We start from the raw sequence: 24,120 nt of genomic DNA, 5'->3' as shown, positions 1-24,120 counted from the left end.
CCGGACAACCCGGCGGCCCTCTGCATCAGTGTTCGAACACCAGCGGCGGCGCGAGGCGATCCCGCCGTAGCCAGCGCGCCAGAAGCAACGCCGCCACCACCGCCAGTCCGCTGGACAGCCCGATCCAGATGCCGACGCCATGGAAGCCGAAAGGGAAGGCGAGCAGCACGCCCAGCGGCAGGCCGACGCCCCAATAGCCGATCGCGGCATAGATCATCGGCACCTTGGTGTCGTGCAGGCCGCGCAGCATGCCGGCGGCAACCGCTTGCGCGCCGTCGAAGACCTGGAACAGGGCCGCGAAGACCAGGAACGATACGGCAAGCGTGATCACCCTGGCATTGGCCGGATTGGCCAGGTCGATGAAGGCGCTGATCAGGAGATGCGGCCACAGGATCATTATCAGGCCCATCAGGGCCATGAACGAGACGCCGATGACGAAGGCGGTCCAGCCGGCGCGCGAGACGCCTTCCGGATTGCCGGCGCCATGCGCAAGCCCGACGCGCACCGTCACCGCCTGGTTTAGGCCGAGCGGCACCATGAAGGAGATCGACGCGATCTGGATGGCGATGGCGTGCGCGGCAAGCGAATCCGCGTCGATCAGGCCCATCAGCAGCGCCGCGGCGTTGAAGATCGTCACCTCGAAAGCCAGGATGCCGGCGATCGGCAGGCCGAGCCGCAGCAGGCCCTTGAAGCGCGGCCAGTCGGACCGCCAGAAGCGGCCGAACAGATGATAGCGCCTGAACTTCTTCTCCCACATCACCACGGCGGCCATGCCGACGAACATCAGCGTTGAGGACAGCGAGGTGGCAAGGCCCGAGCCTGATATGCCCATGGCCGGGACGCCGAGATTGCCGAACATGAACACCCAGTTGAAGAGCGCGTTGCAGGCGACGGCGACGAAGACGATGATCAGCGCCCAGCCCGGCCGCTCCAGCGCCGAGATGAACGAACGCAGCACGATATAGCCGTAGAAGGGCAGCACCGCCCATTCCAGCCAGCGCAGGTAGATGCCGGCGCTGTGCGCCAGAGCGGGCTCCTGGCCCATGGCGAGCAGCACGTTCTCGCCGTGCCAGAGAAAGATCCAGATCGGAATGCAGATGAGGATCGCCAGCCACAGGCCCTGGCGCACGGTGCGGCGCAGGTCGCGCACCGAATGGCGGCGGCGGCCGAGCTCGGTCGCCATCATTGGCGAGGTCGCCAGCATCAGGCCCAGGCCGAAGATCAGCGGCATGAAATAGAGATTGGCGCCAAGCGCGCCGCTGGCGAGCGTGTCCGCCCCCAGCCTGCCCATCATCATGACGTCGGTGGCCGTCATGGCGGTCTGGCCGAGATTGGTCAGCACCATCGGCCAGGCGAGCGCCAGCGTCGCCCTGATTTCCTGACGCCAAAGATTTTCCGGCGCGCGAGCGCCGGCTTCGATCGCAGACATTGTTCCGCTCTTTCAAGGTCGCGGCGCGTCGGCAAAAAGCCGGAAGCCGCGTGTCAAACGGCAAAACCTTCGGTTTCGCGGCGTTTGCGCCGTCTCTTGAACGAAATGCGACATGAAGGCAAGGGAGGAGGCACTGGAAGAGATTGAGCCAGCGGCATTTCAGGGAGATGCCTGCGTCTCGTTCCCTTGCCGGCCAGGGGCTGCTACGGATCATCAAGAGAGATGAGCAGCCGGCGAATTGCCGGGAGGGAAGGATGCAGTTCAGGCGCAGGAAAAATCCGGCCGCGATCCCGCGCACGGCGCCGGCCTTCGAACATATCGTCACCGAGGCGAGCGACAGTTTCCTGTGGCGGCTGGACGACTATCCCTGGGAGCGCAATGTCTGGAATTTCCATCCTGAGTACGAAATCCACCTCTTGCGAAAATCTTCCGGCGTCGTGCTGGTCGGCGACCACATCGGCGAGTTCGGGCCGGGTTATCTGACCATCGTCGGCGGCGGGCTGCCGCATGATTGGGTGACGGCGGTGCAGCCGGGCGAGCTGATCGAAGGCCGCGACATCGTCCTCCAGTTCGATGCCGAGAGGCTGCGCGGCTCGGCTGGCCTGTTGCCCGAACTGCGCGAACTGGAGCCGTTCCTGGAGCGGTCGCTGCGCGGTATGGTTTTTCATGGCCGCACGGCATTGGAAGGCGCCGAGCTGATGGAACGGATGGGGGAGGCCAGCGGGCTAACCAGGTTCTGCCTGTTCCTGAATCTCGTCGATCTCCTCGCCAGGACCGACGAATACGAGCTGTTGTCCTCGCCGGATTTCTCCCCGGTTCTGGATGCCGCCTCGCTCGACATCATCCAGCGCACGCTGACCTATCTGTTCCAGCATTTCGCCGAGGATCTGAAGCTGCCTGATGTGGCGGCGCTCGCGGGAATGACCGAGAGCACATTCTCGCGCTTCTTCCAGAAGAACACCGGCAATTCCTTCAGTGACCACCTTGCCAAGCTGAGGCTGTGGCAGGCCTGCAAGCTGCTGGCCGATACCGATATTCCGATCACCGACATCTGTTTCCAGGTCGGCTATATGAACATCTCCAATTTCAACCGCGCCTTCATGCGCAAGCACAAGATGACGCCGTCATCCTATCGCAAGCTGTCGCGGCAGCGGCTGGCGATGCGCGCGTAAGCACGCCCTAAAAACCACCGCCCCCGAGTCCGATCGATACTCATGTGAGATTGGGCGCAACCGGATGCCGGTTTTTGCGTCGCACAATGCATAAAAGTACAGGTCTTCTGCAACGGAGCTTCTAGCGCGAGCCGCTGCAACTCCGCATTTTGGCGATGGGTGGCAAGTCGCTCGGGCGATGGTGAGGATCGCGCAACCCGAGGACGTCCGCTTCCTGCGACGTGTTCCTGGAGGAGAAAATAATGAAACCAATTCGGCTCGCTGCCAGCCTTGGTGCAGCTTTCATGCTTTCCGCTACCGTTTCAACCATCGCTTTAGCGCAGGCGCCGGTCTGCTCGGCGCCGGTCAAGGTGCTGGCGCAGCCACGTGACGGCCTGACGCTTCTGGAGGACTCCAAGGCCGAGTTCGAGAAGCTTGCCGGCGCCGGCTTCCAGATCGATTACCTCAACGAGAACGACCGCCGGGCAAAATCGCGCGCCGACGCGTCCACGGTCGGCAACTACAACGTCTACTATGTCGACGAAGCCAATGTCGCGCTGTTCGCTTCCTCGAAATGGATCGTGCCGCTGGCCGACTACTATCCGGCCGACTACGACTATGCCGACTTCGACCCCGGCCGCCAGAAGGTCGCCACCTATGACGGCAAGGTCTGGTTCGCGCCGCTGACCGGCGGCGGCGACCTGATGGTCTATCGCAAGGACGTGCTGGAGGCCGCCGGCATCCAGCCGCCGAAGACGCTGGACGAGCTGATCGCCGACGTGCCGAAGCTGACCAATCCGGACAAGGGCATGTATGGCATCGCGCTGCGCGGCGCGCGCGGTTCGGGCGCCAATGTCTGGCGCTGGATGCCCTTCTTCAAGGCCTATGGCGGCCAGTGGTTCGACGGTGACAACCCGGCCTTCAATTCGGATGCCGCGGTCAAGGCGACCGAGACCTACCTGAAACTGTTCAAGGATTCGGCGCCCGGCACGCAGACCGGCAGCTGGGATGAATCGACCGGCGCCTTCCTGTCGGGCCAGGTCGCGATCCTGGTCGAATCGACGCCGCTGTCGGGCATGGCGGTCGATCCGAAGACCTCGCAGGTCGTCGGCAACATCGGCTTCATGCCGCCGCCGTCGCCACTGCCGGGCGGCGGTTACGGCCATGGCCTCGCCATCGCGACGAAGGCCAATGCCGACGACGCGTCGAAGAAATGCGCCGGCCTGTTCATCGCCTGGGCAACATCGAAGGAAAACGAGAAGCGCCGGCTCGACGCCCACCAGTTCGGCGAGCTGAACCGCACCAGCATCCTGGCCAGCAAGGAATTCGCCGATATTTACGGCGCCGATCTCGGCCAGGCACTGGCCGAAACCGGCAAGGTCACGGCGGTCAATTTCTGGCAGGACCCGCGCTGGCCCGATCTCGGCGACCGCTGGGGCATCATCCTCGAGGAACTGGTCACCGGCACCCGCACCGATATCAAGGGCGGCCTAAACGAACTCGAGGCTTATGCCAACGAGCTGGTGAAGAAATAAGCCATCCTCCCCCTGCGGCGCGCGGTCCACGGCATTCGGTGGAGCGCCGGAACCTGTGCGCCGCAGGTCTTGGTTCATCATTGCGGTTTGAGCCAGCCTTCGCGCGAAAGGTCAGTCATGCTCAATCGTTCGAGACGCAGCAGAGGTTAGACAGATGCCGCGACGCTCATCCCTGCCGGTCACCTTCGTCGTGCCGACACTCGTCATCCTTCTGGTGCTGTCGATGGTGCCGACGCTCTACGCGGTCGTCATCGCCCTGCAGAACCGTGAACTCAGCTCGACAGCCTATTCCTATGTCTGGCTCTCGAATTTCGCCGACCTGTTCGTCGACCGCCGCTTTCTCAACGCCGTCTGGGTGTCGGTGAAATGGGAATTCGTCACGGTTATCGCGACGATGACGGTCGCCATCGGACTGGGCGTCCTGATGTTCGAGGTCGCCTCGCCGCGCCTTCGCAACGTCTATTGCCTGCTGTTCATCATCCCGGTCCTGCTGCCGCGCGTCTCGGCGGCCTTCGTCTGGAAGTTCGCCTACCATCCGCTCTACGGCATCGCCACTTACCCCTACCGGCTGCTGACCGGCGGGCTGATCTTCGATCCGCTGTCCAAGCCGTCGACGGCGCTGTTCGCCGTCGCTTCGGTCGACGTCTGGCAATGGGGCCTGTTCTTCGCCGTCATCGTGCTGAAGCTCCTGGAAACGCTGCCGCCGCAGCCGATCGAGGCGGCCCGGCTCGACCATGCCAAACGCTGGCAGATCCACGCCTATGTGACCTTGCCGATGCTCAAGGCGCCGCTGGTCAGCCTAATGTTCGTCAAGATGATCGAGTCGCTGCGCTCCTTCGACCTGATCTATGTGATGACCCGCGGCGGTCCGGGCGTGGCGACCGAAACGCTCGACATGTACGCCTTCTCGCAAGGCTTCATCGAGTCCGGCAAGGTCTCCTACGCCTCGGCGATGGCGGTGCTGATGATGATCGCCACGGTCATCACCTTCACCATGCTCTGGAAGCGGGCGCAGGCATGAGACCATATCGCATGAGACCCGGCCGCCTGATCGGCAAGACCGTGCTGGCGTTTGCAGGCTTCATGGCCGTGTTTCCTTTGCTGTGGACGGCGCTCAATTCGCTGAAGAACAATGTCGACATCATCACCCGCGTCCCGCGCCTGGTGTTCACGCCGACGCTGGCTAACATCAGCTATATCGTCGGCCGCGACAGCGTCATGACCGGCCTCTACAATTCGGTCGTCGCCTGCGGCTGCGCGGTACTGATCGGCGTGGTGCTCGGCCTGCCGGCGGCTTACGCGGTGGCGCGCTACCCGAACCGCTGGGCCGGCGACATCCAGTTCTTCGTTTTGTCGCTTCGCTTCCTGCCGCCGGTGGCGGTCGCCATCCCGCTGATGGTGATCTGGCTGCAGCTCGGGCTTTACGACACGCTCGCCGCGCTGATCGTCACCTATTGCCTGCTCACCATCTCGGTGATCATGTGGCTCGCCATTCCCGCCTTCCAGGCCGTGCCGAAGGAGGTCGAGGAAGCCGCCTTCGTCGATGGCTACGGCGCCTATTCGGTGTTCTGGAGGGTCGCGCTGCCGGTCGCGGCGCGCTCGCTGATCGGCGCGGTGGCTTTCAGTTTCGTGCTGGTCTGGAACGAGTTCCTGATCGCGCTGATGCTGTCGAGCTCCAATGCCAAGACCTTGCCGATCGTCGCCTCGGAACTCTCCCAGCAAGGCATGAATGTGCCGTGGGGAATCCTGAACGCCTCGGTCGTGCTTTTGTCGCTGCCGCCGCTGTTGTTTCTCGGCGTGCTCAGCGGCTTCCTGAATTCCGTTTTCCGGCAAAAAAAGACTTGAAGCGAGGACGACACGATGCGGGCACTGGTGCTTGAGAAAAAGGGCGAGCTGTCGCTGCGCGAAATTGCGTTGCCGCTCGAAGTCGGGCCGCACGACGTCAGGATCGCCATCCACACGGTCGGCGTCTGCGGTAGCGACGTGCATTATTACACCCATGGCGCCATCGGCAGCTATGTCGTGCGCGCGCCGATGGTACTCGGCCACGAAGCGTCCGGAACGATCGTCGAGATCGGCGCCAATGTCCGGACGCTAAAGGTCGGCGATCGCGTCTGCATGGAACCAGGCGTACCGAATCTGTCGTCGCGGGCAACCAAGCTCGGCATCTACAATGTCGACCCGGACGTCACCTTCTGGGCGACGCCGCCGGTGCACGGCATTCTGGCGCCGCAAGCCGTGCATCCGGCGGCGTTCACCTACAGGCTGCCCGACAACGTCTCCTTCGCCGAAGGCGCGATGGTCGAACCTTTCGCCATCGGCATGCAGGCGGCGGCGCGCGCGCGCATCGTTCCGGGTGACGTGGCGGCTGTCGTCGGCTGTGGCCCGATCGGCATCATGATAGCGCTGGCCGCCCTGGCCGGTGGTTGCTCGAAAGTGCTGATTTCCGACTTCTCCGCGCCCAAGCTCGAAATTGCCGGGCGCTATCCCGGCGTCGTTCCGGTCAACATCGGCGAGCAGTCATTGGCCGAGGCGGTGGCGGAGGCGACCGACAATTGGGGCGCGGACATCGTCTTCGAGGCCAGCGGCAGCCCCAAGGCGTTCGCCAATCTGTTCGATGTCGTGCGCCCTGGCGGCGCGGTGGTGCTCGTCGGGCTGCCGGTGGAGCCGGTGTCGCTCAACGTGCCGGCGGCCATATCGAAGGAAGTGCGCATCGAAACCGTGTTCCGCTATGCCAACATTTTCGACCGCGCTTTGCAGCTCATCGCCTCCGGCAAGGTCGATCTCAAGCCGCTGATCACTGGCACCTATGATTTCTCCGACAGCATCGAGGCTTTCGAGCGGGCGGCGGCAGCGCACCCGCAGGACGTCAAGCTGCAGATCCTGCTCAGCGGCAAAAAGGGCTGACCATGTCCGCGATCACCTGTTCCCATGTCGACAAGGCCTATGGCACCACGACGGTCATCCGCGACCTCAATCTCTCGATCGAGGAGCACGAGTTCGTCGTGTTCCTCGGCCCGTCCGGCTGTGGCAAGTCGACCTTGCTGCGCATGTTGGCGGGGCTGGAGGACATCAGCGGCGGCGAGGTCTCGATCGGCGGCAAGGTAGTCAACGATCTCGATCCGGGCGACCGCGGCATCGCCATGGTGTTCCAGAACTATGCCCTTTACCCGCACATGACGATCTTCGACAACATCGCCTTCGGGCTGCGGCGCCAGAAAGTGCCGGCGGCCGAGATCCAGAAGCGGGTCGAAGCGGTGTCGAGGACGCTCGGGCTGGAACCCTATCTCGGCCGCAAGCCGGCCGAGCTTTCCGGCGGCCAGCAGCAGCGCGTGGCGATCGCGCGCGCCATGATCAAGACGCCGAAAGTCTTCCTGTTCGACGAGCCGCTGTCCAATCTCGACGCCAAGCTGCGCAACCACATGCGCGTCGAGATCGCGCGGCTGCACCAGTCGCTGAAGACCACCACCGTCTATGTCACCCATGACCAGCTCGAAGCGATGACGCTCGCCGACCGCATCGTGCTGCTCAAGGACGGCGTCATCGAGCAGGTCGGCTCGCCGGCGGAAATCTACGAGCGGCCGGGCAATCTGTTCGTTGCCGGCTTCATCGGCACGCCGAACATGAATTTCATCGATTTGACGGTGGCCCGGAAAGAAAATGGCTGGACGCTGACCAATGGCGGAACTGTCTTCACCCTCGACGGCTCGCGCTTCAAGCTACAACATGGCGAGCAGGCGGTGCTTGGCATCAGGCCTCCGGATCTCAAGCCCGCGACCCCCGGCAGCGCCGGAAATTTCCTGGCGGGAACGGCCGATCTCATCGAGTTTCATGGCAACGATGCACTGGTGACATTCGCTCTTGGCGGCAAGGAGATCAGCGCACTCGTTCCCAGCCGCGTCTGCCCAACTATCCGCAGCGATGTCCGCTATACGTTTGACGAATCGGATATGCACCTGTTCGATGCCAAGTCCGGCCTATCCTTGTTGACACGGTAAGGCGCGTTCTACTGGATCGCGTCGAGCGCCTGGCGTTGCCGGTGCATCTTCAGGAAAATCCGGTAGTCGCGATCGAAGCGGGCGCCGGCGGCCGGGTTGGCGGCGCGGGTCCTGCCGCCCTGCTGCATGGCAAGACAGGCCGCGTTGAGGTCGGGGAAAAGCCCGGCGGCGGTCGCCGCCACCATGCCTGTGCCGAGCAGCACCGCCTCGTCGGCCAGCGGCTCGACCACCGTGCAGCCGGTGGCGTCGGCATAGAGTTCCATCAAGAGCGGATTTTTGGTGTGGCCGCCGGTGACATGCAGCGTGTCGATCAGATAGCCATTCTCGTTCAGCGCTTCCAGCACGTGGCGCACGCCGAGCGCGATGCCGACGGCGGTGCGCCAGTAAAGCCGGCACAGGCTGTCGAAGGAGGAATCCAGCGTAAGTCCGCTGACCACGCCGACCGCATGTGGATCGGCGAGCGGCGAGCGGTTGCCGTGAAAGTCGGGCAGCACATGCAGCCGGCCGGCAAGGGCGTCGCCCTCCGCCGTGCGCAGCTCGGCGACGCGGCTTGCAATCCTCGCATGCATGGCCGCGTTCGGCTCGCCGCCCGCGCCGTGCCAGCGGATGATGTGGTCGAGCAGGGCGCCGGTGGCCGACTGGCCGCCCTCCGACAGCCACAGCTTCGGTAGCGCGGCGCCGTAGTATGGCCCCCAGACCCCTGCGAAGGGCTGCGGATCGGGTGACATCGCCATGACGCAGGAGGATGTGCCGGCGATCAGCGCCAAATGACGGCCGATATTCCGCTCGTCGCCGGCAAACCCGCCGAGCACGCCAAGCGCACCGGCATAGGCATCGATCACCCCGGCGCCGACCCGGCATGTCTCCGTCAGGCCGAGCTCCGCCGCTGCTTGCGCGCTCAAAGAGCCGATGTAAGCGCCGACCGGACTGGCCCTTTCGGGCAGATTGCCGTGCTCGAAGAGGTCGCCGAGGCCGACGAGTTCGAAGAAATCGCGCTGCCATGCGGGTTCCCGGTGCGCCAGATAGGTCCATTTGGCGGTCAGCGTGCACTGCGAGCGGGCCAGCGACCCCGTTGCCTGCCAGGTCAGGAAGTCGGTAAGGTCGAATAGATAGCCGGCTTTATTCCAGGTCTTCGGCAGGTTTCGCTTCAGCCACATCAGCTTCGGCGTCGCCATTTCCGGCGACATGACGCCGCCGATATAGTTGAGCACCTCATGGCCGCTCGCCGTGCATTCGTCGGCCTCGGCGATGGCGCGGTGATCGAGCCAGACGATGGTATCCCAGCGCTCCTCTCCGGTCACCGAAACGCTGAGCTGGCCGCCTTGCCTGTCGCGCACGACCAGCGAGCAGGTGGCATCGAAGGAAATGCCGGCAATGTCCTCGGCGGCAACACCGGATTTTTCGCGGGCCGCACGCACCGCGGCGCACACGGCTGACCAGATATCGCGCGAATCATGCTCGGCGTGATCGGCCTTCGGCTGGTGCATGGCGATCGGGTGCTCGGCGCGGCCGAGCAAGGTGCCACTGGTGTCGAGAATGCCCGCGCGGGCGCTCCCGGTGCCGACATCGACCGCGCAAACGAACTGTTTCGTCAAGATGCTCTGTCTCTCGCTCCCAGGCCTGCAATCAGATCGGGCAATTGCAGCATGTCAGCGAATATAAAGTCCGGCTCACTCGACGCAAGCCGCGCTTTCAGGGCAGGGTTGCCGGCATGCGCGCCGCCGGTGAAGGCGAACACGCGCATATCAGCCGCCCGCGCCGCCGCGACGCCGGCGGGGCTGTCCTCGATCACAAGGCATTTGCGCGGATGCGCCCGCATCGAGGCGGCGGCATGAAGGAACAGGTCGGGCGCCGGCTTGCCCCTGGCCACCATGCCGGCACTGAACAGATGCGGCTCCATCAATCCGAGCAATCCGGTGACGTCGAGCGCGTAGCGGATGCGGTCGAGCGTGCCGGACGAGGCGACGCAAAACGGCAAGCCTAGCCTCGGCAGCACTTCCTTGACGCCGGCGATCGGCTTCAGCTCCTCGCGGAATTTGCGCATCAATTCGACGCGCATCATGGTCAGGTGCTGATCGGTGATGGGCAGGCCGAAGTCGCGGGCGAGGATCTCGCACACGCTTTTCATGCTCTTGCCGAGGAAATGCTCGTAGGCCGTATCCTCGCCGATACTGCCGCCGGCAAGCGCGATCATGCCGAGCAGTGCCGAGACGGACAGCGCCTCGCTGTCCACCAGCACGCCGTCGCAGTCGAAGATGACCAGTTCCGGCGCCATGGTCCCGTTTCAGAGCTTGCCGGCGAGGTAGCGCGTCAGCGTGGTGCGCGTGCCATCCGTCCACAGCAGGTTTAATGCATGCGCGAAAGCCTCGACGAACGCGGTGGCGCGCCCGACATCGCCATAGATGTCTTCCATCGCAAGCCAGGCGGCGGGCGCGTCCTTTGCCGCCTTTGCCGCCGCCTGCAAGCGGTCCCAGTTCGGATCGTTGGGCTCGATGACCGCGCCGCTGTCCGTCGTGCCGAAGCAGTAGCGGCACCACAGCGCCGATTCCAGTGCCAGGCCGGCGACGCTCTTTCCCGCCTTCAAGCGGTCGGCGATGGTCGGGATGATGAATTTCGGCTGGCGATTGGAACCGTCGAGACAGAGCCGGCGCACCGTGTCGCCGATCTTGGGGTTGGAAAAGCGCTTTTCGATGAGCTGGTAATAATCCTCCAGGACCGTGTCCGGCACCGGCGGCACAGTCGGGATGATTTCGTCATGCTCGAGCTTGTCGAGAAAGCCGCGCACCAGCGGCTCCTGCATCGCCTCATGCACGAAATGGATGTCCATCAGCCCGGCCGGATAGGCGATGGTGGCATGGCCGCCATTGAGGATGCGGATCTTCATCAGCTCGTAGGGCGCGACGTCTTTGACGAACTGCACACCGACCTTTTCAAGCGGCGGCCGGCCGTCGGTGAAATGGTCTTCCAGCACCCATTGCCGGAAGGGTTCGCAAAAGACAGGCCAATTGTCCTCGACGCCGAAATCCTTGGCCAGGATCGCGCGTTCGCGGTCCGACGTGGCCGGCGTGATGCGGTCGACCATCGCGTTCGGGAAAGCGACATTGCCGCCGACCCAGGCCGCCAGATCCTCGTCGATCAGGCGGGCCAACCCGATGACGCCATCCGACGTGACATGGCCGTTGTGGGGAATGTTGTCGCAGGACATCACCGTGAACGGTGCGATGCCATCGCCGCGCCGCCGCACCAGGCCGGCGAGGATGATGCCGAACACGGTCTTCGGCGTCGCGCCCGGCTGCGCATCGGCGACGATATCGGGATGCGTCGGGTTGAACACGCCGGAGGCAGGATCGATGAAATAGCCGCCTTCGGTGATGGTCAGCGACACGATCTTGATCGCCGGATCGGCCAGCCGTTCGATGATGGCGGCGGCATCGCCCGGCGTCAGGAAGTCGATCATGGCGCCGGTGACGCGGGCGCTCATATGACCCTCGTCCTGCTCGACCACCGTCGTCAGCCAGTCCTGCTCTTCCAGTTTGCCGCGGCCGATCTTCTCGCCCTCGAACACGCCGGCGCCGACCAGCGCCCAGTCGTGGCCGACGCCCGAATTGAACAGCTCGTCGAGATAGACGGCCTGGTGCGAGCGATGGAAGTTGCCGACGCCGAAATGCACGATGCCGGCCTTCAGCGCTGCGCGGTCGTATTTCGGACCTGCGACCCTGGCGGGCAGGTTGGCGAGATTGGCGGAAGAGAGTTTCACGGTCATCTGTTTACCCTTTGGCCGGGTTGCGGCCTTCGTTACCCTTCTCTCCCCTTCACCGGGAGAGGGTAGGAAGCGGCACATGCCTTCCGAAGCGATGCGGCCGCCACCTTGATGTTGGCCTCTTCTCCCCGCGGAGGCACGGGGAGAAGAGGCCGCCCCCGCCTCAACTCATCCACTGGCCGCCATCGACATTGTAGGTCTGGGCGACGATATATTCGGCTTCGTCGCTGGCCAGGAACACGGCCATGCCGGCGAGGTCCTCCGGTCTGCCCATGCGGCCGTAAGGCACGCCTTCGCCGACCAGTCTTTTCTTTTCGCCCTTGGGCCGGTTTTCGTATTTGGCGAACAGCGCGTCGACCTGGTCCCACATGTCGCTGTCGACGACGCCAGGCGCGATGCCGTTGACGTTGATGCCGTGCTTGATCAGGTCGAGCCCGGCCGACTGGGTCAGTGAAATGACCGCCGCCTTGCTGGCGCAGTAGACCGCGACCAGCGCTTCGCCGCGCCGCCCGGCCTGGCTCGCCATGTTGATGATCCTGCCGCCCTTTCCCCGCGTGATCATCGAGCGCGCCGCCGCCTGCAGCATGAACAGCGTGCCGGCGACATTGACCGAGAACAGTTTTTCATAGCTCGCCCGCGAGATCTCGACGATCGGCGCAAGGTCGAAGATCGCGGCGTTGTTGATCAGTATGTCCAGGCCGCCGGTCCTGGTTTCCACCGCCTGCACCGCGGCATCGATGGAGGCCTGGTCCGTGACGTCGAGCTTCACCGCGTAGGCCTTGCCGCCGATCCCGGCGGCCGTCTTTTGCGCAGCCTCGAGGTCAATGTCGGCAATCGCCACGATAGCGCCCTCACGGGCATAGGCTTCGGCGAAGGCCTTGCCGATGCCGCGCGCCGACCCGGTGATCAGCGCCGATTTGCCTTTCAGCCTCACGGCGCCAATGCCTTGCCGTCGGGGCCGAAGCGATGCAGCTTGGCCTTGTCGGGGGTGAGATAAATGCTGTCGCCATGGTGGACGCTGAGTTCGCCGTCGGCGCGCACCGTCAGCGGGCCGACACCGTCGGCCTGGACATGCAGGAAGGTGTCGGATCCCAGGTGTTCGGCGACACCGACTGTTGCCTTCCAATCGCCCGCCGTGGTCGAGATCGCCATGTGCTCGGGCCGGATGCCGATGGTCTTGGCGCCGTACTTCGCCGCCGGGGCGCCTTCGATCAGGTTCATTTTCGGCGAGCCGATGAAGCCGGCGACGAACAGGTTCTTCGGCGTCTTGTAGAGCTCCATCGGCGAGCCAACCTGCTCGACATTTCCAGCATTCAGCACGACGATCTTGTCGGCCATGGTCATCGCCTCGACCTGGTCGTGGGTGACGTAGATCATCGTCGTCTTGAGCTGGTGGTGCAGTTCGCTGATCTCCAGCCGCATCGTTCCGCGCAGCGCCGCGTCGAGGTTGGATAGGGGTTCATCGAACAGGAAGGCCGAAGGCTGGCGCACGATGGCGCGGCCGATGGCGACGCGCTGGCGCTGGCCGCCGGAAAGCTGGCCGGGGCGGCGCTCCAGATAATTGGTGAGGTTGAGCACGCGCGCGGCGTCCTTCACCTTCCTGTCGATGGTCGCCTGGTCCTCGCCCGCCATCTTCAGCGGAAAGGCGATGTTCTTGGCCACCGTCATGTGCGGGTAGAGCGCATAGGACTGGAACACCATGGCAAGCTTGCGCTTGGCCGGCGCCTCGCCGGTGACGTCGCGACCGTCAATGTTGATGGTGCCGCCGCTGGTGTCCTCCAGGCCGGCGATCAGGCGCAGCAGCGTGGACTTGCCGCAGCCCGACGGGCCGACGAAGACGACGAACTCGCCGTCCTCGATGACGAGATCGATGTTCGGAATGATCGACGTCGAGCCGAAGGATTTCGAGACGTTCTTGAGCGTGATATTTCCCATGCTTTCCTCCCGGTGGATTTCCGTCCGCCGCCTGGCGCACGCTGCTACTTCACGGCGCCGCCCCTACTTCACCGCACCGAAGGTCAGGCCGCGCACCAGTTGCTTCTGGCTGAACCAGCCCATGATCAGGATCGGCGCGATCGCCAGCGTCGAGGCGGCCGAGAGCTTCGCCCAGAACAGGCCTTGCGGGCTGGAGAAGGAGCTGATGAAGGCGGTCAAGGGTGCTGCTTCCGTCGTGGTCAGCCGGATCGTCCAGAACGCTTCGTTCCAGGCCAGGATGATGTTGAGCAGCATGGTCGAGGCGATGCCCGGCACCGCCATGGGTGTGAGCACATAGATGATCTCGTTCCACAGCGAGGCGCCGTCCATGCGCGCCGCTTCCAGGATCTCGCCGGGGATTTCGCGGAAATAGGTGTAGAGCATCCACACCACGATCGGCAGGTTGATCAGCATCAGCATCACCATCAGGCCGATGCGGCTGTCGAGCAGGCCGGTGTCGCGGAAGATCAGGTAGATCGGAAACAGCACGGCCACGGCCGGCATCATCTTGGTGGACAGCATCCACATCAAAATGTCCTTGGTCCGCTTGGTCGGCGAGAACGCCATCGACCAGGCCGCCGGAATGGCGACCAGCAGGGCCAGGATGGTCGAGCCGACCGAGAGCAGCACCGAGTTCAGGAAGAACTTGAAATAGCCGTTCTGCGCCTGGACCTCGGAATAGCTCTCGAAGGTCCCGGACGGGATCAGGTTGAAGCCCTGGATCGCCTCCTGTTCCGACTTGAACGAGGTGATGATCGTGTAGAGGATCGGGAAGAAGATCAGCAAGGCGACGATCCAGGCGGCAGCCGTCGCGATCGTCTTGTGCCGGGTTGTGACTGCGCGTGCCATCTTTTCCTCCCTTATCTGTCCAGGTTCTTGCCGACGGCGCGCATGGCGAAGAAGGCGACGATGTTGGCGAGAATGACCGCGATGATGCCGCCGGCGGAGGCCTGGCCGATTTTGAATTCGAGCAGCGCCTTCTGGTAGACCAGGAAGGGCAGGTTGGTGGAGGCGTATCCCGGGCCGCCATTGGTGGTGACGAGGATCTCGGCATAGACCGAAAGCAGGAAGATCGTCTGGATCAGGATGACGACGGTGATCGCGCGCGACATGTGCGGCAGCGTCAGGTAGATGAAGCGGCTGATGAAGCCGGCGCCGTCCATCTCGGCGGCTTCCTTCTGCTCGCCGTCCAGCGACTGAAGCGAAGTCAAAAGAATGAGCGTCGCGAAAGGCAGCCACTGCCAGGCGACGATGATGATGATGGCGGTCAGCGGATATTGTCCGAACCAGTCTATGGGCTGGAGGCCGAAGAACCGCGCTATGTCGGCGAAGACGCCGTATTGCGGATGCATGATCATGTTCTTCCAGACCAGTGCCGCCACCGGCGGCATGACGAAGAACGGCGAGATGACGAGGATGCGCACGATGCCCTGGCCCCACATCGGCTGGTCGATCAAAAGCGCCAGCAGGATGCCTCCGACCACGGTGATCACAAGCACGCTGACGACGATCAGCAGCGTGTTCAGGATCGATTGCAGGAAGGCCGGGTTGGAATAGAACAACGCGTAATTGGAGAAGCCGACGAAGCCGTCGCGGATCGGATTGAGCGGATTGTACTGCTGGAAGGAGAACCAGAGCGTGAGCGCCAGCGGAACGACCATCCAGACGAGCAGCAGGACGACGGATGGCGCCATCATGAAACGGGCAAGCGAACGGGTCTGCTGAGTAGCCATGACGGTCACCCTTCAAGGATCGGACGGAATTTTCTCGAGCTGTCGGGAAGTGGCCGCCCGAACTGGGTTTCGGGCGGCCGTTGCCGGCCATGGTCGGCGACCGGCCTTAGGCACCGGGAGGAGCCTTACTGGATGTAGCCGCCCTCGGTCATCGCCGCGGTTGCGGCGTCCTGGGCCTGCTTCAGCGCGTCGTCGACGCTCGACTGGCCGGCAAGGGCTGCCGAGAACAGCTGGCCGACGGTGGTGCCGAGGCCCTGGAATTCGGGGATGGCGACGAACTGCACGCCGACATAGGGCACCGGCTTGACGGTCGGATGCGTCGGGTCGGCGGCATTGATGGAGTCCAGCGTCATCTTGGCGAACGGAGCCGCCTTCTGGTACTCTGGATTGGCGTAGAGCGAGGAGCGCGTTCCCGGAGGGACGTTGGCCCAGCCTTCCTTCGAGGCGACCAGTTCTGCATAGTGCTTGCTGGTTGCCCATGACACGAACTTCTCGGCGGCATCGGCCTTCTGCGTGCCGGCGGGAATGGCCAGCGACCACGCCCACAGCCAGTTGCCGCGCTTGCCGAGCCCATTGTCAGGCGCCAGTGCGTAACCGACCTTGTCGGCGACCTGCGAGGCCTTGGGATCGGAGACGAAGGAGGCGGCGACGGTGGCGTCGATCCACATGCCGCACTTGCCCTGCTGGAACAGCGCCAAATTCTCGTTGAAGCCGTTGGAGGACGCGCCCTCCGGCCCGTCGGCCTTCATCAGGTCGACATAGAACTGCAAGGTGTTCTTCCATTCGGGCTGGTCGAATTGCGGCTTCCAGTTCTCGTCGAACCAGCGCGCGCCGAAGGAGTTCGACATGGCGGTCAGGAAGGCCATGTTCTCGCCCCAGCCGGCCTTGCCGCGCAGGCACACGCCGTTCACGCCATTGGCGCGGTCGGTCATCTTGTCGGCGGCCTGCTTGATGAAGTCCCAGGTCGGCGCGTCGGGCATCTTCAGCCCTGCCTTCTCCATCAGGTCCTTGCGGTACATGACGAAGGAGCTTTCGCCGTAGAAGGGCGCGGCATAAAGCTTGCCGTCGACCGAGAGGCCGCCGGCGATCGCCGGGATGATGTCCTTGGCGTCGTAGTCGTCGCCGAGCTTGTCGAGCGGCAACAGCCAGCTCTGCTTGGCCCAGATCGGGACCTCGTAGGTGCCGATGGTCATCACGTCATACTGGCCGCCCTTGGTGGCGATGTCGGTGGTCACGCGCTCGCGCAGCACGTTCTCTTCCAGCGTCACCCAGTTGAGCTGGATGTTGGGGTTCGCCTTGGTGAAGTCGTCGGTCAGCTTCTGCATGCGGACCATATCGCCATTGTTGACGGTGGCGATGGTGATGGATTCGGCATGTGCCGCGAACGCGAGCGCGCTGGCCGAGCACAAGCCCAGGATGAGCGTACGAAGTTTCATCAAATTCCTCCCATGGACCAAGATGAGCATTTGCCTTGGCTGTGAGCAATTACTCACTAAGAATGAATTATGTCAAGCCAGATTCGATGGTGCAGCGCACACTCGATGGAGGAGCGCCGACCTGGCGCGTTGCAAATGGCCGTCCCGCAGGCGCGGACCGGGCGACAACGGCGATCTGGATGGAGCGCGGTTTTGATCCTGGAGTTAGCCGGTCAGCAGGCGATCTCGGCCAGGATCCAGTCGCGGAAAGCGCGGATCTTCGGCACGTTGCGGCGCGCCTCCGGATAGACCAGCCAGTAGGCGTGGCCGTCGTCGCCGACCAGGTCGAAGGGCTGGATCAGGCGGCCGTCGGCGAGTTCCGCCTTGAACAGCGCCCTGGTCAGGACCGCCACGCCATGGCCTGCGATGGCCGCATTGGCCTCATAGGCCTGCGCGCCCATGCTGCTGCCGGGGCGCTTGGCAAGGTCATGGCTTTGCACGCCCGCGGCCTCGAACCATTGCGTCCACCAGATGTCGCCGGGATCGAGGATAGGCAGCTTGAGCAGATCGGCCGGTTCCTTGACGCCGCCGATGCTCGCGGCGAGCTTGGGGCTCAGCATCGGCGTGAAATCGGCGTCGAGCAGCTTGTAGGCCTCCAGTCCCGGCCATTTGCCGCCGCCCGAGCGGATGGCAAGGTCGACATCCTCGCGGGCGAAATCGGTCAGGCGGCTGGATGTGTCGAGCCGCACGGCAAGGGCGGGATGCGCGATCTGGAACGAACCCAGATGATGCGCCAGCCAGTTGGAGGCAAAGGTCAGCACCGTGGTGACGCACAGCAGACCGTCCGCCCCGCCGCGCGCCGCCGCATAGGCCTGCCCGAGTAAGGCGAAGGCCTCGCTGACCGCCGGCGCCAGGCGCTGTCCGGCTTCGGTGAGCTCGATCTGTCGCGGCCGGCGCAGGAAAAGCGGCGCGCCGACCCGCTCCTCCAGCACCTTGATCTGATAGCTGACCGCTGCCTGCGTCATCGCCAGTTCCTCGGCCGCTTTGGTGAAGGACAGATGCCGAGCCACCGCTTCGAACACCCGGATCGCCTGCAGCGGCGGAAGCTGCGCAACCTGTCGCGAGCTGAGATCCGGCATAAAGCCTCCTTATGGGTCCTTATCGACGTTCGATTGGCAAAGGCGGCCGGCAAGACCGACATTCATCCTCAGCCCGTCACTCGGGTTGAAGATAGCGAAGGTTGACGATCATGACCATGGCGCAGCAAAAATGCACTCCCGCTCCGGATCATCGCTGGATTTCATGGCTTGCGGACGGATTCGGCTGGTTCGCGACCAGGAAAAAGGCGCATCTCGACATCAGGGACCTGTCGCCGCACCTGCAGCGGGACCTTGGCTTCCTCGACGGCAACGATCCTTTCGGACGGCATGGATAGCAGGCCCGGATTTTATCGCAAATCGATGTTGCTTCGAGGCTTTTGGCTCACCCGCTCGCCAGCAGGGCGGCGGCGGTTCGTTCGTCGGTGATGAGGCCGTTGACCAGCCGGCGGTTCACGGCCGCCAGGATGCCCGGCAGCTTGCGTTCACCCATGGCGAGCGCGATGACCAGCGACTTCTCGCGTGACGGCAGGGCCGCCGACGACACCCGGTCGTTGGTGATGCCCTCGATCATGCGGCCGTCGCGATCGAACACCCAGCCGACGATTTCGGCGACGCCGCCGGCCTTCTGTAGCGCCTTCAGCTCGGCGTCGGAAATGAAGCCGTCCTCATAGAGCGGCGCCTTCGGGCCGAGGTCGCCGATGCCGACGAAGGTGACGTCGGCCTCCGCGGCGAGCGCCAGCGTCGGCTGGATCATCGGCTGGCTGAGCAGCATCTCGCGCTCCTGCGGCGAGGAGGCGATGACCGGCAACGGCATCGGGAACGACCGCGCCTTGACCCTGTCGGCCATGGTGAAGATGACGTTGTAGAAAGCGGCCGAACCGTCGGGCGAGATATTGCCGGTCAGGGACACCACCTTGTGCTGTGGGCACTCCATCGGCGGCAGTTGCTCGATCGCCGCCTTCAGCGTACGGCCGGTGCCGATCGCCAGCACGATCGGGGCCGGCGATCTCAGTCGCCTCTCAATTTCCGCTGCCGCCGCCTCGGCGATGCCGATCGTCGTCGATGATGAGGTCGGGTCGCTCGGCACCACCTCCACCAGGTCGAGCGCGAAGCGCGATTTCAGGCGGGCGGCGAGGTCGAGGCAGTTGGCGATCGGATGGTCGACGCGCACCTTGATCAGGCCTTCCGACACTGCCAGCGACACCAGCCGCTGCGCCGTCTGTCTGGAGATGCCGAGCGTGGCGGCGATCTGGTCCTGCGTGTTGCCGGCAACGTAATAGAGCCAGCCCGCGCGCGCGGCATCGTCCAACCTGTTGCTGCCGCCCTCCTGCCGGTTGTTCACGTCCTGCCTCCCGAAACCGCCGGTCATGGAAGCGGTCGCGCCTACTTTCGCAGGGAACAGCGCGCTGCGCAATTGTCAATCGCCAGGGCAATTGCTTGCTTCTGCGGGCGAGGGATCGGCCGGATCATCGTCGGCCTGGGGATTCCACGGCAGGCAAAAGGGGGATTTCCGTTCCGACAGGTGGCACGTTCTGCCGTCCGGATGGTTTATCTCGCGGGGTAAACCCTTTAAGGGAACGCCAAAAGGAGCGTTGCATGACACCGAAAGCGGTTTTTTGGGACATGGACGGCACGCTGGTCGACAGCGAACCGCTGCACGAAGCAGCCCTGGTGGCGGCGATGCGCAATGTCGGCCTTCAGCCTCCGCCCGACCTGCATGAGCGCGTTCTCGGGGTCGCTGCCTGGCCGGTCTACCTGATGATGCGCGACGAGTTCGGCCTGGATCTGCCCTTCGACGAGTGGATCGTCCATAAATACGAGCATTATCTGCCGCTTGTCGCGACATTGAAGCCGCGCCCCGGTGCGATCGAGATATTCAACGAATTGCGCGCGCTTGGCGTGCAGCAAGCCGTGGTCTCGAATTCCGACCGCATGATCGTCGACGCCAATCTGCACATGGTCGGCCTGATCTATCCAGGCATGAAGACCATCAGCCGCAACGACGTGCGCGAAGGGAAGCCGCAAGCCGAGCCGTTCCTGCGCGCCGCCTATCTGGCCGATGTCGATCCCGCGCACGCGGTGGCGGTCGACGACAGCTGGCCGGGCGCCATGGCGGGGCTGGCGGCAGGCATGAAGACGATCTTCTGGCCGGAAAAACCGATGGACGGCCCGCCCGGTGCGGTGGTCATCAACAGCGCCGAGGAATTGCGGGCTGAACTGGGGCTTTAAACCTCAGTTCCGGTAGACCGGCTCCTGCTCGTCGAGGATCGCCTTCAGCTCGCTGAGATGCCGCTCGGCCTGGCCGGGATAGTCGTCCATTTCGCTTGCCGCCTTCTCGGCGATGGCGTCGGAAAGCGTGCGTAGCGGCCGCCCTGTCCACAGCGCCTTGATGTAGGTCTCGGCGGCGCGTTCGAAATAGAACATGCGATTGAAGGCGTCGGCCACCGTGTCGCCGATGACCAGCACGCCGTGATTGCCCATCACCATTACCTTGACCTTGGGGTCGGTCAGGAGCTGCGAGCAGCGCTCGCCCTCTTCCTCGAAGGCCAGACCGCCATAATGGGCGTCGACGACGTGGCGGTTGAAGAACATCGCCGAATTCTGGTCGATCGGCGGCAGCCTAGAATCGGCGAGCGAGGCCAGCACGGTGGCGTGGATGGAATGCACATGCATGACGCAGCGCGCATGGCGGACGTTGCGGTGGATGGCGCCGTGCAGGCCCCACGCCGTCGGGTCGGGCGCATTCGGGCCGGACAGCGTCTCGGGATCGTTGGCGTCGATCATCAAAAGGTCGCTCGCCTTGATGCGCGAGAAGTGCACCTGATTGGGGTTCATCAGGAATTTTGTGCCGTCCTCGTTGACCGCCAGCGAGAAATGGTTGGCCACCGCCTCGTGCATGTTGAGCCGCGCCGTCCAGCGGAAGGCGCAGGCAAGATCGACGCGCTCCTCGTAGAAGGGCAGGTTGGTCAGCGGTTCCTTTTGCAGGCGGGCGATGCTCATCGAAAAATCCTCCGGGTTTTAGGAACAATGCCGTGCCCTGCTTGTGCCCGCAACCGGTTTCGGTTGGTGCAGCCGGCTCACGCCGCCGTGCTTGCGGCGGTCCCGAGCCTCAAGCCGCCATGCTCGACGATGAAATCGATCACCTCCCGCAACCCCTTGCCGCGCGACAGGTCGGTGAAGCCGAACGGCCGCTTGCCGCGCATGCGGGTGGCGTCGCTCTCCATCACGTCGAGATTGACGTTCACATAGGGCGCCAGGTCGCTCTTGTTGATGATCAGGAAATCGGAACGGGTGATCGCCGGACCGCCTTTCCGCGGGATCTCCTCGCCCTGGCAGACGGAGATGACATAGAGCGTGAGATCGGCGAGATCCGGCGAGAAGGTGGCGGCAAGGTTGTCGCCGCCGGATTCGATGAAGATGATGTCGAGATCGGGGAATTTGCGGTTGAGCTCCGCGATCGCCTGCAGATTGATCGAGGCGTCCTCGCGGATGGCGGTGTGCGGGCAGCCGCCGGTCTCGACGCCGACGATGCGCTCTTCCGGCAGCGCCTGCAGCCGCGCCAGCATCATGGCGTCTTCCCTTGTGTAGATGTCGTTGGTGACGACGGCGATGGAGAATTCCTCACGCAGCGCCTTGCACAGTTTCTCGGTGAGCGTCGTCTTGCCCGAACCGACGGGGCCGCCAATGCCGATGCGAAAGGGACCGTTGGGCTGCGTCATGTCGGGAACTCCGTGATGGCGAGAACTGCGAAGCCGAGCCCGATCAGCAGGCACAGCGGCGAATAAAGGCTCCTATCGAGCCGCGCGAAAGGCTGTTCCGGTGCCAGCCGGCGCCACCGGGGCGTGAAGCCGGCAATGCCGCGTCCGAGAAACACCAGCCCGATCAGCAGCGCGGTGGCGGCGAGGCCTTCCCTGGGAAAGGGCGAGGCAAACACACCCTCCAGAGCCATCGGCCAGAGCGTTGCCAGCGCCAGGCAGGCGGCGACGGCAAAGCAGGCGAACGGCGCCGGCATCTCGTCGACGCCGCGAAAGCCGACGACCGCATGCGCGCAGGACGCCGCATCCTTGCCCGGCCATATCCCGCCAATGCCCCAATAAACGTGCAACGCGGTGATCACCAGCAGGACGAATGAGAGGACGAAGGCAAGGACGATCATGAGCGGAACAATCGCGAATACTGGGTTTCGTGCTGCATCGCCACGATATCAGAGACAAAGGCGCAACCGCCGAGATCATCCAATGTCGAGCGGGATGCGCGGGCGGCGGTCGCAAGGGCCAGCGGCTCGAAGCCGGCGAGCAAACTGGTCGCGCCGCTTTGTCCGATGACGCCCAGCCGGATCGCGGCCTGGACGAGGTTGGAGAAGAAGGCCTGCAGGAAGGCGGACAGCGCGTCCTGAAGCGCGATACCATTGCCGCCGGCAACAGCGCCGACGGCGACGCAGTACGCACAATCGGCGGGCAAGCGCTCCAGCACGGGGGAGGGCCAGGCGGCGGCCGCTTTGAGGAAAGCCGCACCTTGCAGCATGGTCTCGGCATGGCGTTCGCGCGACCCGGCCAACGCCTCGGCCAGTGCGGCGACTTCGGCCGGATCGCCGCCTTCGCGGGCTTTGCGCCAGCTCTCGGCGAACAGCACGGCATCGTTCCAGGCGGAGCCCATCTCGACCAGCGTTTCAAGCCATGCGGCGAGGCCCGCCGCATCGGTCACCAGCCCATCATGCACGGCGCGTTCGAGGCCATGGCTGTAGGAAAAGCCGCCGACCGGAAAGACCGGCGACAGCCATGCCATCAATCGCAGCAGGGCGATGCCGGATGGCTGGTCAGTCATGATGATCATCGTGATGATCGTGATGGTCGTGCGAATGCGAATGGCTGTGTGAATGCGCTTCGGCGTGGCTGTGGGCGTGCGCATGGCCGTGGTCATGGCCGCCGGAATAGGCGCCCCGCACCGGTTTGAACGGTTCGGAAACCTCGCTCACCGTGGCCCCGAGCCCCTCCAGCATCGCCTTGATGACATGATCGCGCAGGATGAGGATGCGCTCCGCCTCTATCGCCGCCGCGAGATGGCGGTTGCCGATATGCCAGGCAAGCTCGGCCAGATGCACGGCGTCGCGGGCGCGGATATCGTAGACCTCCTCCGGCGCCGCGATGATCTCGACATGGCGGCCGTCTTCCAGCACCAGCCTGTCGCCGTCGTTGAGGGTGACGGGCTCCGGCAGGTCGACCAGTACCTTGCTGCCATCGGACAATTCGATCGCCCGGCGGCGCAGATGCCGCTCATCATGGGCAAGAACCGCGCGGCCGGATGGCGCCGTGGTGCCGGCATTGCCGGAGGTCAGCACCGAGATGGCGCGCGGGAACTTCGTGAAGTCGGTGTTGAGGTTGAGCTTCATTTCATGGCTCCGCCATTGGCTTGCGCCCGGGCACGGGCAGGGCGTGAAAGCACGCGGTCGAAATAGGCGTTGACGCGTTCGGATTCTATTGGAAAGCGGCCGGCTCTGGCCCAGCCGCCCATGTCGCCGAGCAGCACGTCGACAGCCGAGAACCGGTCGCCGAGCGCGAACGGCTTGTCGCCAAGCCGCCGCTCCAGCGCCTTGACCTCCGAGGCGAAATCATAGGCGGCCGCGGGGCCGACATCGACGCGGATTTCCCTGGGCAGCAGGAAGCGGTGGCGCAATTTGTTCCACAGCGGCGCCTCGAACTCGCTCTGGGCGAAATGCATCCAGGAATCCATCTCGGCGCGGCCGGCGAGGCCGGGATTGGCGCCCATGCCCTTGTCCGCGTGCTTATCGGCGAGATAGACGCAGATCGCCGCCGAATCCGTCAGCGTCAGCTCGCCGTCGATCAGGATCGGCACCTTGCCCGAGGGGTTGAGCGCATAGGCTTCGGGCGAGCGCAGGGGAATTTCGACGAATTCATAGGCCTGTCCGAGTTCTTCGAGCATCCACAGAACACGGCTGACCCGGGATCCACGCGATCCGACGGCCTTGTACATGGTTGAACCCTGCCTTTCCCGGTCAGCTTAGAGC

Annotated in this window: 25 protein-coding genes; 8 read left to right on the top strand and 17 right to left on the bottom strand. The window is 64.2% G+C overall.

What is annotated here, in order from left to right:
- Positions 1-25: 25 nt before the first annotated feature.
- Positions 26-1,429, bottom strand: coding sequence for an MATE family efflux transporter (locus FJ946_RS07380; protein WP_140524197.1), 1,404 nt, complete (start codon positions 1,427-1,429; stop codon positions 26-28).
- 254 nt (positions 1,430-1,683) lie between these two features.
- Here FJ946_RS07380 and FJ946_RS07375 point away from each other — a divergent pair, with 254 nt between their 5' ends.
- The 6 genes from FJ946_RS07375 (at position 1,684) to ugpC (ending at position 8,113) form a co-directional block, all read left to right on the top strand.
- Positions 1,684-2,601, top strand: coding sequence for an AraC family transcriptional regulator (locus FJ946_RS07375; protein ID WP_140563617.1), 918 nt, complete (start codon positions 1,684-1,686; stop codon positions 2,599-2,601).
- A gap of 242 nt (positions 2,602-2,843) precedes the next feature.
- On the top strand, positions 2,844-4,115 hold the full coding sequence (locus FJ946_RS07370) for an extracellular solute-binding protein (RefSeq protein WP_140563615.1): 1,272 nt from the start codon (positions 2,844-2,846) through the stop codon (positions 4,113-4,115).
- Between the two features lie 154 nt (positions 4,116-4,269).
- Positions 4,270-5,136 carry a sugar ABC transporter permease gene (locus FJ946_RS07365; RefSeq protein WP_140563613.1) on the top strand — a complete coding sequence of 289 codons (867 nt, stop codon included), beginning with the start codon at positions 4,270-4,272 and terminating at the stop codon, positions 5,134-5,136.
- Positions 5,137-5,147: 11 nt separating this feature from the next.
- Complete coding sequence (locus FJ946_RS07360; RefSeq protein ID WP_140559032.1) at positions 5,148-5,960, top strand: carbohydrate ABC transporter permease; 813 nt, start codon at positions 5,148-5,150, stop codon at positions 5,958-5,960.
- A gap of 15 nt (positions 5,961-5,975) precedes the next feature.
- Positions 5,976-7,022 (top strand): NAD(P)-dependent alcohol dehydrogenase, encoded by a 1,047-nt coding sequence (locus FJ946_RS07355; protein WP_140563611.1) that lies wholly within the window; start codon positions 5,976-5,978, stop codon positions 7,020-7,022.
- A 2-nt stretch (positions 7,023-7,024) separates the two neighbouring features.
- Positions 7,025-8,113 (top strand): sn-glycerol-3-phosphate ABC transporter ATP-binding protein UgpC, encoded by a 1,089-nt coding sequence (gene ugpC / locus FJ946_RS07350; protein ID WP_140559028.1) that lies wholly within the window; start codon positions 7,025-7,027, stop codon positions 8,111-8,113.
- A gap of 8 nt (positions 8,114-8,121) precedes the next feature.
- Here ugpC and FJ946_RS07345 read toward each other — a convergent pair whose 3' ends face one another.
- The 9 genes from FJ946_RS07345 to gcvA all read right to left on the bottom strand — a co-directional run bounded on the left by FJ946_RS07345 (position 8,122) and on the right by gcvA (position 18,134).
- A complete protein-coding gene (locus FJ946_RS07345; protein WP_140563609.1) occupies positions 8,122-9,708 on the bottom strand; it encodes an FGGY-family carbohydrate kinase in 1,587 nt (528 codons plus the stop codon).
- A complete protein-coding gene (locus tag FJ946_RS07340; RefSeq protein ID WP_140563607.1) occupies positions 9,705-10,388 on the bottom strand; it encodes an HAD family hydrolase in 684 nt (227 codons plus the stop codon). The genes FJ946_RS07345 and FJ946_RS07340 overlap by 4 nt, the downstream gene beginning before the upstream one ends.
- Before the next feature lie 9 nt (positions 10,389-10,397).
- Positions 10,398-11,876: a mannitol dehydrogenase family protein gene (locus tag FJ946_RS07335; protein WP_140563605.1), complete on the bottom strand. Its 1,479-nt coding sequence runs from the start codon at positions 11,874-11,876 to the stop codon at positions 10,398-10,400.
- 160 nt (positions 11,877-12,036) lie between these two features.
- Positions 12,037-12,807, bottom strand: coding sequence for an L-iditol 2-dehydrogenase (locus FJ946_RS07330; RefSeq protein ID WP_140563603.1), 771 nt, complete (start codon positions 12,805-12,807; stop codon positions 12,037-12,039).
- A complete protein-coding gene (locus FJ946_RS07325) occupies positions 12,804-13,808 on the bottom strand; it encodes an ABC transporter ATP-binding protein (RefSeq protein ID WP_140551584.1) in 1,005 nt (334 codons plus the stop codon). The genes FJ946_RS07330 and FJ946_RS07325 overlap by 4 nt, the downstream gene beginning before the upstream one ends.
- 63 nt (positions 13,809-13,871) lie before the next feature.
- Positions 13,872-14,696, bottom strand: coding sequence for a carbohydrate ABC transporter permease (locus tag FJ946_RS07320; protein ID WP_140491348.1), 825 nt, complete (start codon positions 14,694-14,696; stop codon positions 13,872-13,874).
- A gap of 11 nt (positions 14,697-14,707) precedes the next feature.
- Positions 14,708-15,580, bottom strand: a complete 873-nt coding sequence (locus tag FJ946_RS07315) for a sugar ABC transporter permease (protein WP_140491346.1) — start codon at positions 15,578-15,580, stop codon at positions 14,708-14,710.
- Between the two features lie 125 nt (positions 15,581-15,705).
- The gene (locus tag FJ946_RS07310) at positions 15,706-17,016 is read right to left on the bottom strand and encodes a sugar ABC transporter substrate-binding protein (RefSeq protein WP_140563601.1); all 1,311 of its coding nucleotides are present in this window, start codon (positions 17,014-17,016) and stop codon (positions 15,706-15,708) included.
- 212 nt (positions 17,017-17,228) lie between these two features.
- Positions 17,229-18,134 (bottom strand): transcriptional regulator GcvA, encoded by a 906-nt coding sequence (gcvA, locus tag FJ946_RS07305; protein ID WP_140563599.1) that lies wholly within the window; start codon positions 18,132-18,134, stop codon positions 17,229-17,231.
- Between the two features lie 110 nt (positions 18,135-18,244).
- Between gcvA and FJ946_RS31085 the strand changes: the two genes are divergently transcribed.
- Positions 18,245-18,430, top strand: a complete 186-nt coding sequence (locus FJ946_RS31085; RefSeq protein ID WP_140493424.1) for a hypothetical protein — start codon at positions 18,245-18,247, stop codon at positions 18,428-18,430.
- 47 nt (positions 18,431-18,477) lie between these two features.
- Here the strand turns inward: FJ946_RS31085 and FJ946_RS07295 are convergent, their stop codons facing one another.
- A complete protein-coding gene (locus tag FJ946_RS07295) occupies positions 18,478-19,437 on the bottom strand; it encodes a sugar-binding transcriptional regulator (RefSeq protein WP_140491340.1) in 960 nt (319 codons plus the stop codon).
- A 254-nt stretch (positions 19,438-19,691) separates the two neighbouring features.
- Here FJ946_RS07295 and FJ946_RS07290 point away from each other — a divergent pair, with 254 nt between their 5' ends.
- On the top strand, positions 19,692-20,324 hold the full coding sequence (locus tag FJ946_RS07290) for an HAD family phosphatase (protein WP_140524182.1): 633 nt from the start codon (positions 19,692-19,694) through the stop codon (positions 20,322-20,324).
- Between the two features lie 3 nt (positions 20,325-20,327).
- Here the strand turns inward: FJ946_RS07290 and FJ946_RS07285 are convergent, their stop codons facing one another.
- The 6 genes from FJ946_RS07285 to FJ946_RS07260 all read right to left on the bottom strand — a co-directional run bounded on the left by FJ946_RS07285 (position 20,328) and on the right by FJ946_RS07260 (position 24,086).
- Entirely contained in the window at positions 20,328-21,095 is a 768-nt protein-coding gene (locus FJ946_RS07285) for a class II aldolase and adducin N-terminal domain-containing protein (protein WP_140524180.1), read from the bottom strand.
- A gap of 77 nt (positions 21,096-21,172) precedes the next feature.
- The gene (ureG, locus tag FJ946_RS07280; RefSeq protein ID WP_140563597.1) at positions 21,173-21,814 is read right to left on the bottom strand and encodes an urease accessory protein UreG; all 642 of its coding nucleotides are present in this window, start codon (positions 21,812-21,814) and stop codon (positions 21,173-21,175) included.
- Positions 21,811-22,251, bottom strand: a complete 441-nt coding sequence (locus tag FJ946_RS07275; RefSeq protein ID WP_140563595.1) for a DUF3995 domain-containing protein — start codon at positions 22,249-22,251, stop codon at positions 21,811-21,813. The genes ureG and FJ946_RS07275 overlap by 4 nt, the downstream gene beginning before the upstream one ends.
- On the bottom strand, positions 22,248-22,919 hold the full coding sequence (locus tag FJ946_RS07270; RefSeq protein ID WP_181167590.1) for an urease accessory protein UreF: 672 nt from the start codon (positions 22,917-22,919) through the stop codon (positions 22,248-22,250). The genes FJ946_RS07275 and FJ946_RS07270 overlap by 4 nt, the downstream gene beginning before the upstream one ends.
- Entirely contained in the window at positions 22,912-23,484 is a 573-nt protein-coding gene (ureE, locus tag FJ946_RS07265; protein WP_140563593.1) for an urease accessory protein UreE, read from the bottom strand. The genes FJ946_RS07270 and ureE overlap by 8 nt, the downstream gene beginning before the upstream one ends.
- The gene (locus tag FJ946_RS07260) at positions 23,481-24,086 is read right to left on the bottom strand and encodes a glutathione S-transferase family protein (protein ID WP_140563591.1); all 606 of its coding nucleotides are present in this window, start codon (positions 24,084-24,086) and stop codon (positions 23,481-23,483) included. The genes ureE and FJ946_RS07260 overlap by 4 nt, the downstream gene beginning before the upstream one ends.
- Positions 24,087-24,120 lie beyond the last annotated feature (34 nt).

Origin of the sequence: Mesorhizobium sp. B2-4-7 (assembly GCF_006442685.1) — a bacterium.
GTDB lineage: Bacteria > Pseudomonadota > Alphaproteobacteria > Rhizobiales > Rhizobiaceae > Mesorhizobium.
The sequence above is the reverse complement of the archived record's forward strand: the minus strand, read 5'-3'. Positions and strand labels throughout refer to the sequence as shown.